Origin of the sequence: Thermoleptolyngbya sichuanensis A183 (genome assembly GCF_013177315.1) — a bacterium.
Classification (GTDB): domain Bacteria; phylum Cyanobacteriota; class Cyanobacteriia; order Elainellales; family Elainellaceae; genus Thermoleptolyngbya; species Thermoleptolyngbya sichuanensis.
In genome coordinates, this window is record NZ_CP053661.1 from 3,175,778 (window position 1) to 3,189,354 (window position 13,577).

Annotated in this window: 12 protein-coding genes; 3 read left to right on the forward strand and 9 right to left on the reverse strand. The window is 52.2% G+C overall.

Annotated elements, in window-relative coordinates:
* Positions 1-247: 247 nt before the first annotated feature.
* Positions 248-1,579 carry a ferrochelatase gene (locus HPC62_RS13270; RefSeq protein WP_172356414.1) on the forward strand — a complete coding sequence of 444 codons (1,332 nt, stop codon included), beginning with the start codon at positions 248-250 and terminating at the stop codon, positions 1,577-1,579.
* A gap of 12 nt (positions 1,580-1,591) precedes the next feature.
* On the opposite strand, the gene HPC62_RS13275 is transcribed toward HPC62_RS13270, so the two are convergent.
* Both HPC62_RS13275 and HPC62_RS13280 read right to left on the reverse strand, forming a co-directional pair.
* Complete coding sequence (locus HPC62_RS13275; RefSeq protein WP_172356415.1) at positions 1,592-2,161, reverse strand: GNAT family N-acetyltransferase; 570 nt, start codon at positions 2,159-2,161, stop codon at positions 1,592-1,594.
* Positions 2,161-2,973, reverse strand: a complete 813-nt coding sequence (locus HPC62_RS13280; protein ID WP_216655253.1) for a class I SAM-dependent methyltransferase — start codon at positions 2,971-2,973, stop codon at positions 2,161-2,163. Before HPC62_RS13280 ends, HPC62_RS13275 begins: the two co-directional genes overlap by 1 nt.
* A 91-nt stretch (positions 2,974-3,064) precedes the next feature.
* On the opposite strand from HPC62_RS13280, the gene HPC62_RS13285 reads away from it, so the two are divergent.
* Entirely contained in the window at positions 3,065-4,033 is a 969-nt protein-coding gene (locus HPC62_RS13285) for a DUF362 domain-containing protein (RefSeq protein ID WP_172356416.1), read from the forward strand.
* 7 nt (positions 4,034-4,040) lie between these two features.
* Positions 4,041-4,202, forward strand: coding sequence for a hypothetical protein (locus HPC62_RS13290; RefSeq protein ID WP_172356417.1), 162 nt, complete (start codon positions 4,041-4,043; stop codon positions 4,200-4,202).
* Here HPC62_RS13290 and HPC62_RS13295 read toward each other — a convergent pair.
* The 7 genes from HPC62_RS13295 to HPC62_RS13325 form a co-directional block, all read right to left on the reverse strand.
* Positions 4,184-5,138 (reverse strand): IS630 family transposase gene (locus tag HPC62_RS13295; RefSeq protein WP_205370770.1). Its coding sequence is split into 2 segments (ribosomal slippage): positions 4,184-4,796 and positions 4,795-5,138, totalling 957 coding nucleotides; the frame shifts between segments, so codons are not numbered across the junction. The genes HPC62_RS13290 and HPC62_RS13295 overlap by 19 nt on opposite strands.
* 302 nt (positions 5,139-5,440) lie before the next feature.
* Entirely contained in the window at positions 5,441-6,754 is a 1,314-nt protein-coding gene (locus tag HPC62_RS13300; protein ID WP_172356418.1) for an NF041680 family putative transposase, read from the reverse strand.
* Positions 6,755-6,985: 231 nt separating this feature from the next.
* Complete coding sequence (locus tag HPC62_RS13305; RefSeq protein WP_172356419.1) at positions 6,986-8,329, reverse strand: GumC domain-containing protein; 1,344 nt, start codon at positions 8,327-8,329, stop codon at positions 6,986-6,988.
* A 46-nt stretch (positions 8,330-8,375) separates the two neighbouring features.
* On the reverse strand, positions 8,376-9,548 hold the full coding sequence (locus tag HPC62_RS13310) for a transposase (RefSeq protein WP_172353422.1): 1,173 nt from the start codon (positions 9,546-9,548) through the stop codon (positions 8,376-8,378).
* A gap of 198 nt (positions 9,549-9,746) precedes the next feature.
* On the reverse strand, positions 9,747-11,126 hold the full coding sequence (locus tag HPC62_RS13315; RefSeq protein ID WP_225910547.1) for a hypothetical protein: 1,380 nt from the start codon (positions 11,124-11,126) through the stop codon (positions 9,747-9,749).
* A gap of 33 nt (positions 11,127-11,159) precedes the next feature.
* On the reverse strand, positions 11,160-12,326 hold the full coding sequence (locus HPC62_RS13320) for a glycosyltransferase (protein ID WP_172358942.1): 1,167 nt from the start codon (positions 12,324-12,326) through the stop codon (positions 11,160-11,162).
* 93 nt (positions 12,327-12,419) lie between these two features.
* A complete protein-coding gene (locus HPC62_RS13325) occupies positions 12,420-13,577 on the reverse strand; it encodes a glycosyltransferase (RefSeq protein ID WP_172356421.1) in 1,158 nt (385 codons plus the stop codon).

Consider the following 13,577-nt stretch of genomic DNA (forward strand, 5'->3'; position numbering starts at 1 on the left):
ACAATTTCTCGCGATCTGCGACCGCGAGAAATTGTCCAAAATCCAGAAATCCTGTTGCAAGTGCGTAAATCCTGTCGCTATTCAGCAACGCTGATCGTCGCAGCGGTAAAATGTTAGAGATTGCGGGAAAAAAATGCCCATACCCGGTAGGGGGATGCTAGGCTATGGAGGATGCTGGGAACCGCTTCAATGTATCCCTGTATTCCTTATCACATTGCCCCCATACGTTAACTGGTAGGTGTATCGCGTGGTTGCTACTCCCGAACGACTTGAGCAAACTCCCACCGAGCTTTCCCCCGGCGTGGCCCCGTCCAGCCGAGTGGCGGTGTTGCTGATGGGCTACGGCGAGGTCGAGAGCTACGAAGACTTCGCCAATTACAACGAGCAGGCGCTGAACCTGCTGACGGCAAAATTTGCCCCCGTTCCCACATGGATCTATCCGCCGCTGGCCAAGCTGCTGGCCGTGTTTGACCTACACGAGTGGCAGCATCAGCACGATCACTTTATCTCGCCGCACAACGCCATCTTTGAGCAGCAGCGGGCGGGTATCGAGGCGCGGCTGAAGGAAAAATGGGGCGATCGCATCAAGGTCTTCAAGGCGTTCAACTTTTGCGCCCCGTTTTTACCGGAGCAAGTGCTGGCGCAAATCCAGGCAGAGGGATTCGACAAGCTGCTAATTTATCCACTACTGGTGGTGGACTCAATCTTTACCAGTGGCATTGCAGTGGAGCAGGTTAACAAAGCCCTGGCGAAAACCTTTGTTGGCTCCGAGCATTGGCTCAAAGGCACGCGCTACATTCCCTCCTTCTACAACGAGCCAGAATACATCGACCTGATGGCGCGGCTGGTCGAAGACAAGATTCACGCTGACCTAGCGGTGGCGCACCTGCCGTCACAGACGGGCATTGTGCTGATGAATCACGGCTGCCCTCACAAGGCCAAGGGCTTTACCTCCGGCATTGACGAAAGTCAGGCGCTCTATGAGCGGGTGCGCGAAAAGCTGATTCACCGCTATCCGCTGATTTCCGTGGGCTGGCTGAATCACCAAACACCGCTAATCGAGTGGACCCAGCCCAATGCCGAACTGGCTGCCAGAAACCTAATCGACTTGGGCGCAACGGCGCTGGTGTTCATGCCCATTGGCTTTGCCACCGAAAACCACGAAACCTTGCTGGATGTGGATCACATCATCCACGGGCTGCGTCGCCGCCATCCCGAAGTGACCTGCGTGCAGATGCCCTGCGTCAATGACCACCCTGACTTTCTGCAAATGGCAGCAGACTGGGCTGATGGGCAGATTGCTGACTTGCTGGAGGCAGAGGCGCTGGCGGTGAATCCATCGCTGGCGATCGCCCTGGCCCAGTCCTATGCAGATCACTATCACCACGAGCATTCCCAAGGACATTCCCACGGACATTCTCACGGACATTCCCACAGGCATTCCCACGGGCATTCCCACGGACATTCCCACTCGCATGATTCTGGACATGCTCACCCGCCTGAGCATCGTTATGCCCACGGACATACGCATAACCATTCCCACCAGCCTTCCCACGGTGAGCATTCTCACAGGCATTGAGTAGGTACGACTTCAGGTCAGGAAATCCTGCACTAGCCGTTTTGCCATGAGGATGTCGGGCTTGCCGGGCCCGTTGACATCGGGCAGCACACCGACAATCTGAAAGCCCATCTTTTGATAGAACTCGTAGGGGTGGTTGCCGGGATTGCGAATTTGGGCGATGTGCTGAAATGGGTCAGAGTAGAGGTCAACCCCAAACAGGCTGGTTTGACCCAGTTCATCGTCTGTGCCCAGATACAGGGTGTGGACACCCTGCGCCGCGGCTTGTTGTTCTAGGTCTTGTACGAGCGATCGCCCGACACCCCGCCCGCGCCAGTTGCGCTGCACCACTAGCGGATGTAGCTCCCAAGCAGAACCGCCATACTGGGCGATCGCCCCAATCCAGCCAATCACTTCACCCGTCGGCAATACGGCAATCCGGCTGAGGCGATCGCCCTCTAGCGATTCCTCCACCTCTGCCACCGCAGACGGCATATCGCGCCAGCCATGCTCCATCTGGCCAAAGACATCCACCAGCATTGCTGCCAATTGCTGAATCGTGTCGGGTTCATCGGGCTGCAAATCGCGGATGTGCCAGTGCATTATGCAGGTTTTTGAAAGATCATAAGGTGCTGCTGCGGCAAAAAGCCCTTGGTTTCTCGCCAGACCAACCCCACCGCTTGCATTTCCTGCTTTACCTGGCGCTGGGTCATTTTATGTAGCCCTTTGATAGAGATGAAGGGATTTTCGCCGCGATATTCCACCAGCGCCACGCGGCCGCCCGGTTTCAGCGCCTTGAAAATGGCTTCCATCATCTCGCGGGGATATTCAAACTCGTGGTAAGCATCGACCATCAGCGCCAGGTCGATGCTGTCTGGCGCAAGCTGGGGATTATCCGGCTCGCCCAGCACGGGTTCCACGTTGTCGGCAGGTGTGCCCGCTTCTGCGGCCTCCTGCTTAAAGAATTCAAGAATATCGATCATCTCTGGCTGGATGTCTACTGCCAGCACCTTGCCTTGGGGCACTAGGGGACTCAGGCGAAAGCTGAAATAGCCCGTGCCTGCGCCAATGTCGGCAACCACATCGGTTGGCTTTAGGTTGAGGGCGGGCAGCACTTTGTCGGGCTGCTCTTGGATCGATCGCCCCGGCCGCTCCAGCCACGCCGCCCCCTGATGCCCCATCACCTGCGCGATTTCTCGCCCCATGTAAAATTTGCCAATGCCGTCGGGATTGTGCAGCACGCGATATTCGTAAAATTCCGTATTGGGCGGCGGCGGGTCGAGCGTTAGCACGGGCGCAAGATCCTGAGCGCGGGTGGGAGAAATTCCGCAGAACCAGAGCAGGCAGGCGAGGGCGATCGCCAGAAGACGGCGGTAGGGCATGGGGCGACGAGGGATAGAGTGGGTCTTCTCCATTATTTCCGGTGGGACGGGTGAGCGGCTACTCGTTTGGGCGAGATGGTGCAAAATCAAGATAGTTTTTCAACCTTGCGTTAGGTCTTGCGTTATGTCTACAGTCAGCCTGCTGCAGGCCACCAGCTACGAACATGAATCGCTGCGCCAAGCCCTGCAAACCCTGCTGGAACCCCTGGGCGGCATGGGGGCGTTCGTGAAACCGGGCGATCGCGTCTTGCTCAAGCCAAACCTGCTGACGGGGGCACGACCGAAAAAGGAATGCGTAACGCGCTGGGAACTGGTCTACGTTGTCGCGCAACTGGTGCAAGAAGCAGGCGGCAAGCCGTTTTTGGGCGACAGTCCCGCCTTTGGCAGTGCGCGGGGGGTGGCGATCGCCAATGGCTATCAGCCGCTAATCGACGAGCTAAATTTGCCGATTGTGGAATGGAACGGCCGCCGCTACGAAACCGTGAGCGAGAATTTCAACCACCTGCTGCTGTGCAAAGAGGCAATGGAAGCAGATGTGGTGATCAATTTGCCCAAGGTGAAGTCACACATGCAACTGACGCTGACGCTGGGTGTGAAGAATTTATTTGGCTGCGTCCCTGGCAAAATGAAAGCCTGGTGGCACATGGAGGCAGGCAAAGACAGCCGCCGCTTTGGGGAAATGCTGGTCGAAACTGCGCGGGCGATCGCCCCCAACCTCACCATTGCCGACGGCATCATTGGCCACGAAGGCAACGGCCCCAGCGGCGGCGAACCGAGGATGCTGGGCGTGCTGGCTGCGTCGGCAGATGTCTTTGCGTGCGATCGCGCTCTCGTCGATATCCTCCAGGTCAATCCAGACCAAGTGCCCACGGTTGCCGCCTCCCAGCGGATGGGGCTATGTCCGTCGCTACAGCAAATCAATTTTCCGCTTTGCCAACCCGCCGACCTGCGAATCGAAAACTGGAAACTCTCCGATCGCCTCATGCCGATTGACTTCGGAATGCCCCGCGTGATCAAGTCCACCTTCCGCCATCTCTACATCCGCTTCATCAAGGAGCCGATGACGGCCTACGCACGACGGCAGGAAACCTGAGTGTGGGATGAGTCCGGGCAATCGCCCTTCATCTCCTTGTACCCGTACCTTTCGGCGATCGCCCTCATCTGGCAGCACCGACCCCTTTGGGCGATCGCCCCTCGGATACCTTTTGGGACGTTGCACACTGACCGAAGTCTATAGCGTTTTTCATTCTGGCGAGGCATAGTAACAGCAATGGGAGAACCAATTCTGTAGGTCATTCAATGACACTTGGGAGAAGGACTCCTCAATGGCTTTGTCTAGATCAAGATAGCTCCGTGCCCCAAGGGAGCGCAGAATACTCTTAATCTTTGAAAAGCAATTCTCGATGGGTGAAAAGTCCGGCGAGTACGGCGGTAGAAACATCAGTTTAGCACCTGCATCCTCAATCAACCTCCTAACTTCTTCACCAAGATGAATCGAGCAGTTATCCATGATGACACATGCCCCTTTCCACAACTTAGGAACGAGTCTCTGGGAAATGAAGGCTTCAAAGGTAAGTCCATCGACTGAACCGATGAGATTGGAATAGGTAATTACCTTTTTAAGGCTAATTGCACCAAGAATCGAGACCCGTTTCCCTCGTTTGCTGGGACGCTTGCCATGGGCTCGTTTTCCTTTCGGGGCACGTGCCCGGAGTCGAGTCAAAGCCAGGTTCACTCCTGATTCGTCAATAAAGATTAAGTCTTGAGCCAGGAATCCTCGAACCAGTTGCCAAAATTTGACTCGTTCGATTTGCACCCGTTCAGTTTCCTTTTTGTCGGGATACAGCGTTTTTTTTAAGGGTTAAGTTCAGTTTCTCTAACATACGAAACATCGTCGAAACGCCAATCCGAACACCGACCCTTTGTTCCAGCAAGTCACACAACTCTGCCAATGTCGCGTCATGATTTGATTCAGCAATCGTTTTTAGGATCTCTAGTTGCTCATTACTTAATTTGGTTGGCGTTTGCTCAGTGCGGCGTTTGGGGGCAATCTCACCTGTTTCCCGATATTGTTTGATCAGCTTTCGCACGAAACTGTAAGCAACTCGAAATTGTTGAGCGATTTGACGTTGCGACGTATTCCCTTCAATGTAGACATCAATAATTTTTTGTCTAAGATCTAGTGAGTAGGGTCGCATTTGAGTTAAGGGTAAAGTAAATTCACTGAATAGATTATATCAAAATACGCCTCACTAGGCTAGAAATTGCTATATCGCTACCCAACTTCTGCGGCTGACCCGGAAGCGGCTGGGAGTGTTCGGCTTGACCCAGATCTCGAAGAACCCAGCCTCTGCAATTGGGGGGCGAATCGCTTACCCAACCGGAAGCTTTAGTTTGGACTAACTGGCATCACAATAATGCTCAACAGGATGCCATAAAGAATCTGCTCAACCGTTCATAACAGTTGAACTTAAGGAATTGGATACAATCCTGCTCGCAGTTAAGCTGCTGTTGCAACCGGACTGTTCAGGGATTGTTCGGATGTCTTGCGTTTCGAGGCTCGTTTTTTGACCATCGGATAGCAGGGACGAGGAGTTGGCTTGTGCCCCTTGCCTCGTCCTGGCGATTTACCACGAGGTTTAGGCGCAGGAGCAGGGGTGCCAATCGCTGCCAAAATGCCTGCAAACGCTTGTGCGACCCGACCCGGAGTCAACGTTTCTTGCGGTGCCTGCCAGGGCAAGGGGTGGTCAGTACAGTCCTTTCGCGCTAACCACAACTGCCAACTGAGCAACGGCATCAGGCTGCTCCACTGTTCGGTTGCCGATACAGAACTGAACTGGGGATGTGTCCAATATAGCCTCTGCTTGGCAAAGCGATACCAGTGTTCAATGGCAAAGCGACAGAGGTAGTGCAACCACAGGGTTTCTAACGGAGGCATCTGCTCACCCAGCCAAACTAACCACAAAGGAGCCAAGCGTCGCGTGCTGCTCTGTGTCTCCAGCACCTCCACGCGCAACACTTCCATTGCCCGTTTGGGGGATTTGCGGAAATGGTATGCACTCCAACGACTGACCCGCACTCGTCCCCAGTTGGGATCATCGACTTCAACGGTTTCGACCGGGACACTCCAAGTGTCAGGGTCATTGAGTTTCATCTTATGTCCATGCTTGGCAGGTGCGCCTCGCCCTCGATACGCTGGGGGCGCGCCATAGACACTTCGATTGGATGTAACCCGCAGCAGCAAGTCTGCCTCAATCCCTGCCGTTTGGTTGACAAAACTGGCATTGCCGTACCCTCGGTCGTAGATCGCCAACGGACGCACCGCTAACTGCCGAGTCACTTGTTTGAGTTGGAATGCCGCTTTACTGGCGGGTGTTTCAAAGCTGGTGATGCGCTCATGCCGCAATGGTAATGCCCAACTGCCCCTGTCTTCAGCAATCCAGGCTAAGGTACTGTAGTTTTGTCCGGCTATCGGGGCATGTCCTGTTCTGCCTGATAAGGTGCGGTCTTTCAAACGCCTGGCAGCAGGACGGTTCCACCGACTCGCATCACCTGCCAACAACGGTTGCTGCTGAGTCGGTATCTGCTGCACCAACAGCTTCAGCACCTTTGATCGGGGTAGGCGGCTATCGCGCAACGCTTCATAGGTGCTCGACCACTGGCGACGAAAGACAGGACTCTGCGATAGCCTCACAAACGACACGATGCACGCACTCACTAACACGGCATCCATCAGATCAAACAGGGCATCTCTGGCGTTTCCCAAGCTGGCATACAACGTTTGGCGAAATTGCTGAAGTTCGTTGAAAATCATGGGGTCAATGTTGGTTGTACTTCATTGACCTTACGGCAGTCGGTGCTTCTCATTGACTGCCTTCCTCTTCACCATTAGTCCAAACTAAAGGGAATACCGCCAGAGGAAAAACATCCAAAATCTAGCAAGTTCATCGCAAGTGCTTAAATCTGGTGCTTTGCTGCCATGTGCAGGCGTACAGCGTCATGCTCACTCAACTCTATGCTTTCGAGTCAAGCTCGAAAGTGACGCTTAAGCACCTGCTACACGCCATACGATTCGACGCTCAGAAATTTCCTGCTGGAGGCGGGCGTGCTGCTGCTGGCTCTCTTGCAAGATTCGCCGCTGCACCGCCAGTTGGGTTTCCAGCTTGGACTGATATTGCAGTAGCTCTGCTAGCCTCACCTTGTCGGCTTGCATGGCTTGGTGGATGGGGGCGATCGCCCGCTGACGAGCGCTGAGCAGGTTCACCTGATGCGCCAGTCCAAACGCTTGTTCAATTTGCGAGAGCGCGGGCGGCAGTGTTTCTGAGTCGGCGGCTAGGTCTGGAAATTGCGTCAGGAGGAACTGGTTGAGGGCGATCGCCACTTGTTGATTCAGTTGCCTGCTGAGCATCTGGTGGCGCTGGTAAAGGGCAGATAGGGTTTGGCTATCGGGCTGCGCCTGGGCAAGCTGCGTAGCAATGTGTCCCTCGGTCTGGTGCAGGTCTTGCAGCAATGCTGGATAGTCTGCCTGCTGCTGCAAAATGCTTTGGGCGCTGGCGATAGGAAGCTGGGTCTGAAGTGTCTGATATCGCTCTTGCGCCAGCTTTAGCTCCTGCTCAGTCTGCGTCAGGTAGCGGGTGAATTCTGCGGTGCGGCGGGTGAGGGTGTCGGCGCGATGGCGGAGGTTCTGGGCATCGGGGCGGGCCCGGAACTGGGCGATCGCTTGCTCCAGCCGCGCCACCTGCCCGGTCGCCTCGGTCAAATCTGCCTTTGCCTGATCCAGCGCGTAGCACGCATCCAGCCGACAGCGATCGCCATAGTCCACATAGGTTTGGGCAAGCTGCCGCGATACCATCTGCGCCACACGCTCACTGCGATGGCGGTATCGCACTTCCAGTCGCCCATCCGCTAGCGGCACAATTTCCAGATTTTGCGCCAGCGCTGCCGGACTCAGATTGATGTTATGCGCCCGCAAGTCGCGCACCGCAGGCAGCAACACCTGATGACTCCGAAACACCTGAATCAGCGTCGCCTGATCCACCTCTGGACGAATGTCAGTCGTGGCTGTGGCTGTGCCGATAGTCTGCGATCGCTGCGCCACTGGGGTCAATTCAAACGTGCTTTTATACAGCAGCGGCGTATGGCTCTGGTAAAGCTTGGTGCCCACAGTAGCGGCGATCGCCACGCCCACCGCCACACCGAGTCGATGCGGAACGGCTGCGGGAACTCGGGGAGAAAGGAGGGGGCGATCGTCACTAACCCACCGCGGCGAAAGGCTCTCCCCCTCCGCCCGCGCCGCCCGCCGCAACTGAAGCACAGGTTCCGGCGGAACGAAGACGTGCCGACCCGCAACGGGCTGGAGCGTAAGCGTGAGGGTAGCTGCCTGGGTCATAGCATACTCTTAAAAAGGACGATCTATTCCTGCTTGACTGACAAAACTAAGAAGCTGGAATACGGCTGAGGACAGTGAATTCACGCTTTAGGGAGTCATCGTGTTGTCGCCTTGATGCGATGGCAGGTTGAGGGTCAGGTGAACAGGAGAGGAACTGATAAACGTGAATCTTCCACTGGTGAGTGATAGCCAGCCGAATCCAATTCCAGCCCAGCTTGAGATAACTCATGCCGCGCTTCCAGTGAGCATCGACTTGGCGACGCTTGCCGGATGCGACCACTTGCACCCCTTGGAGAACTAAGAACAGCATCGTCAAGGCGATTACCCCACACAACTGGGAAAGGGCAACCTTGTCTCTGAGTCTGGAGGCTTCGAGATTAAACCCGTTGGACTTCAAATCCAAAAACGACTCCTCCACCTGAAATCTCAGTCGATATTGGGCAAACGTCTGCAAGTTCGTCGGCTCATCACTCACAATTGTCCAATTCTCGCTGCTGAGTTTGTCGTGGGCAAAGGCAAGGTAAACATTGTCGTAGGGCTTTGTTCTACCCACCGACACTGCAGGCGTAAAGTAAGCTTGTCCTGGTTGCAATTGAACCGACGATACCTGGCGCCACTGCCCTTGGTGCTGAAATTGGAAGGAGCGTTTGATGCGGATGCGGAAATGCCAACCCAGATTCTCCCGGAGGTATTTCATCAACTTGCCATCGGCAAACCCTCGGTCTGCCAAAAGGACAATCGCGACACCCTCGGGCATCAGCCGTTGCGCTTGCCGCAGTACCCGTTGAATCGTCCACAACCTGACGGTGCTGCTTGATTGCGCCACCACTTTCCAAGCGACCGGAACCGTTCTTCCTCGGTACACCACTGCGACCCAGACGATGCAGAAACAATTCCATACGACCGTTGTATCGAGGCTTAAGTAGAGTCGTTGGGTCTGCCAGTTGGACAGAGCCTGCCCAATCAGCGCATGATGAGCGGACGCGACATTGATCCGCCGATTCGACAACCAGCGGCGAAACCGGCGTTGGTGGGATTGAGCCATTTGAGCGCGACTCCTCACATACACCCCAAATCCATTGAGATGAACGTTTTGGCTTCCAATCATGCCAATGATCATCCAGCACAGTGTTTGCAGATGGCGAGCATCCTGCCACTGAATGTCGCATTGACGCAGAAAATCATTCAACGCATCATAAAGACGGGAAGTCGGTGACATTGATTTGACTGGTTTGTGTGGTTACTTCTCAGCCTAAATCATGCTCTGCTTCCCGCATGGCTTTCGTTCCAGCTTTAACCTGTTTTGTCAGTCAAGCAGCGATCTATTCACACACCAACGGCACAAAACCAGAGAGATGTTCCTCAGAAGCGATCGTGCAGACGTTATATCCACTTACTTCGCTTACCATTCATCCCATCAGGAAAGCTGTAAATAGACTCGTCGAGTAGGAGGAGTTTCCTTTGCACACAGTTCTTGCCATCGCAATCCAAGCAAGGTCGTGACCGTCAGCATATAGCCCGGTTCTTCCATCTGGGTGAAAATAAACCCAAAGATAAACACAGTAATCACTGTGAATTTAGAGAAGTCGTCTTGACACAGGAAATGCCAAACGACCCACCACAGAAATAAATAAACCCCCAACCCCAACAAGCCGAAATCTCCCCAAATCCCAATCCAGCCAAACAAAGGCGAGAAGAAGCTGGAATCTAGATAGCTTTCTCCCCAGACTCTTCCGACCTCAGAACTGACAGGTCGAGTAGTCGCTCCCAGTGGGCTTAGCAATGAGGAGTATTCTTTCAGCAGCCAGCCTCCCAAACGTCCAACCGTATGTCCTGGGCCCAATCCCCACAACCAATTCAAAAAGTTTTCATAAAATGAAACAATAATTGAAAAGCCGCTAAGTTTAAGTACAGTTGCATCGCCATCGGGGCCGTAGAGTCCAGGACGAATCCAACCGTTGAATGCTGCGAATAATGGCACATTTCTCAATGCCCAGAGGAATGAGTAAAAAGCCAGAATGCCGCTAATGATGTATTGAATAACTACTCGAATATCCGTCAGCTTAACCAAAATCAGGATCCCCCAAGCAGCCAGAAAAACTAGCAGCGTTTGCTTAGCGTCAGCGAATAAAAGCTGAAGTATTGTTGAAACAAAAACTGTAATGCGTAGCCATAGGGGTGAGTTTTTGGCACTGGCAAAGTAGTACAAACCAAACGTAAGAGAAACAGAGGCAGACACCACATGACCTGCTCCAGAGAGATAAAATACGCCCTGTATATTATCAGCTACTGTCATTCTGGTCACTCTCAGTACGCCAATGCTAATTAGTAGCTTTTGGGCCAATGCTAGAAGCACATTGCTAGCACCAAATGCTAAAATCCAGCCTCGCATCCAGCGCACATTACGAGCACTCATTGGCGTGTAGACAATAATTGCCAGTAGAAAAAACGGCTCTGCCAAAAGCATGTATCCAATGAATAGATTAACCAACCCTGCTTTGTTTAAAAAGGCGCTGATAGTCATGCTTAGCAATAGAAAAAACAAGCCCAACAGCAAAAGTTGAGTGACCCAGATCCCTGAACTACCTTTGTTGCGAATCTTAGTAAAGGTTAGTACAAAGACTATAGGAACAATTGCAAAGTGAAGGAAGTTAATCGCTGCGGGTGCTCCTGCCGACTCCACAATACGAGGAAAAAAGACTGTTGCGAAGGCAAAAACAACAAGCGAAGGAATTCTCAGCCGTCCTCGCTTTTGCACAGAGATATCTATAACCTGATTCATCTTGTTAAAAGCCAAAAACGCACTATATATAGGAATTTAGAAGTACAGTTAAACCTGCTTCTGAACCTTGCTGTAGATATCCATTAGCATTTGATAATTGGCTTTGGCAGTATATTTGGCGATAAACTCAGCACGGGCATTTTGACGCATTTGCTGGAGCGCTTCTGGATGATTCAATACCCATTTCACTTGTTGTGCCAGATCGTCCGGATCATTGGGATGGAACTGTAGGCCTGTGTAGCCAGGTTGGACAACTTCGGCGATCGCCCCAATATTTGACGCAATCACGGGGGTTCCTTTAGCAAATGCCTCAATTGCTACCCGCCCAAAGGTTTCGTACCATTTAGACGGAAAGATGACGGCCATAGCGCTGCCCATAAGATTGTGAACCTGATTCATGGGCTGTCGTCCCAGCCATTCGATAGAGGGATGGGTTTGAGCAGCAGCGTTGACCTGATCAGAGAGCGGGCCATCACCAATGATTTTGAGGGGAACTGATAAGTCTAGCCGCTGCCATGCGTCGATCAGTGTGTCCAGTCCCTTCTCGACCGAGAGCCGCCCAACGTAGAGCATGTAGCCACCTCGCCCGTCTCCTACACCAGGATCAGGACTCACAAAGTTGGGCTTCACAACAATCTTGTGGGCTGGTAGACCACCTTCAATGAATTTTTGACGTGCGAATTCTGTGAGTGCAATGAAGTAATCTACGGTTTCAATCCAAGTTCTTAGCAGACGATGGGCAAGCAGCATTGCAGCTACAGCAGCACTGGCAGCGCGGCTCTCACGATAGCAGCCATGCAGCACACCAGGATAAGGAATGGGTTTTCCTAAGCAATCCTCGCAGACCTGGCCCGCTCGAAAGAAGAGCGCATTGGGACACAGTAATCGATAGTTTCGCAGGGTTTGTACCACAGGCACACCTGCATCTTTGGCGGCGTGGTGAACAGAGGGAGAAATGAGGGGAAAAAAGTTTTGGATATGCACGATATCAACCGGATGCTGTGCAAGATGTTGCCGGATGTCCCGATAGGACTCGGCAGACCAGGTGGTTTTGATAGCAGCATGGGCTGAATTGAGCGTCTGGATGCGAGCATTGTCCTCTTGATACACATCGACTTGATGACCCTGTTCCCGCAGGAGTTGCTGTTCAGCAGCACAGGATTCATCTTCGCCACCGCGAATTTGATAGGCGTTGTGAATGCTGAGGATGTGCATGGGTAAATATATGCGATGAGGCTCTTTAAAGCTTCTAACTGTTATCTGCTGCATTACGAAATTGACTTCATGTTGTGTACTCAAGTAATCAAGCTAATGTTTAGATTTGATACTGTTAAATTGGTGTATTAAGTTTTTATATATAGATTCCAGAACTTCAGTTTGTTTATCTAGATTAAAGTTGCTAACTGCATGTTCTCTAGCGCGAACGCTGAGGCTTCTCAGCAATTCTTTGTTTTGAAGAACCAGAAAAATTAGATTACTTAAGGTCTGCCAGTCTCGTTCTTCTGTTAAGAATCCAGTTTCTCCATGAATTACCGCCTGCGGAATACCTGCATGTCTAGAACCAATAACAGGTAACCCCATCGCCTGCGCTTCAACAACTACAGTAGGCAAACCCTCTGAGTCACCATTAGATGCAGTAATGCTAGGTACAGCTAGGATTGAAGCACGGTTCATCCACTTTTTCACGATATCAGAGGGTTGAAAGCCTAAAAATTGATATCGTTTTAGTATCTGGGAGGCCATTTCTTCAAGCTTTTGTCTTTCATCTCCGTCGCCAATTAAGATAAGACTGGTGTCTGGCAAAGCAGACTGGACTGCTGCCATAGCTTTAATAATGTACTCACAGCCTTTTTTCTCAGTGAAGCGTCCTACAAACAACACGATTGGTTCACGCTCAACTCTTTGATTTGGGGAAAACTCCTGTGTGTTTACGCCATAATAGTGTGAAATTATTTTTTCAGATGGGAAGCCTTGAGCAATTAGCCTATCTCGAATAAAGTCGGATACACCAATAAACAAAGAGGCTGATCTCTTCAAGGATTCTCGTCTTCTTATATATACTCTTGTGCTGATAGACTCACGATTAGCATACTCATCTGTCATGGTGGCATCCAGTCCATAAAAAGTGACTACCAATGGCAGATCCAAGGCTTTAGAAATGGGTAACACTAAAGCTCCACACACTCCAAAATGTGCATGAATTAGTGATACTTCGAGTTTCCTAAGGTGTTTTACAAGATGTGGTGCAATCCCTGAAAGCTTAAAAATCAACTCCTGAGCAGACCCTGTAAACTGATTTGAATTAACTGCAAACACTCTTTCTTTTGGAAGTGGCAAACCAGAAATATAGCGTGTACCGATGTAGTGAGGATTAAACGTCTTTAAACTTTCTGCTTGTGCGCGAATAAAAGTTTCTGATGCAGGTAGGAGACGGCCTGTAAAGTAGGCTATATTCCGTGTTGTCAT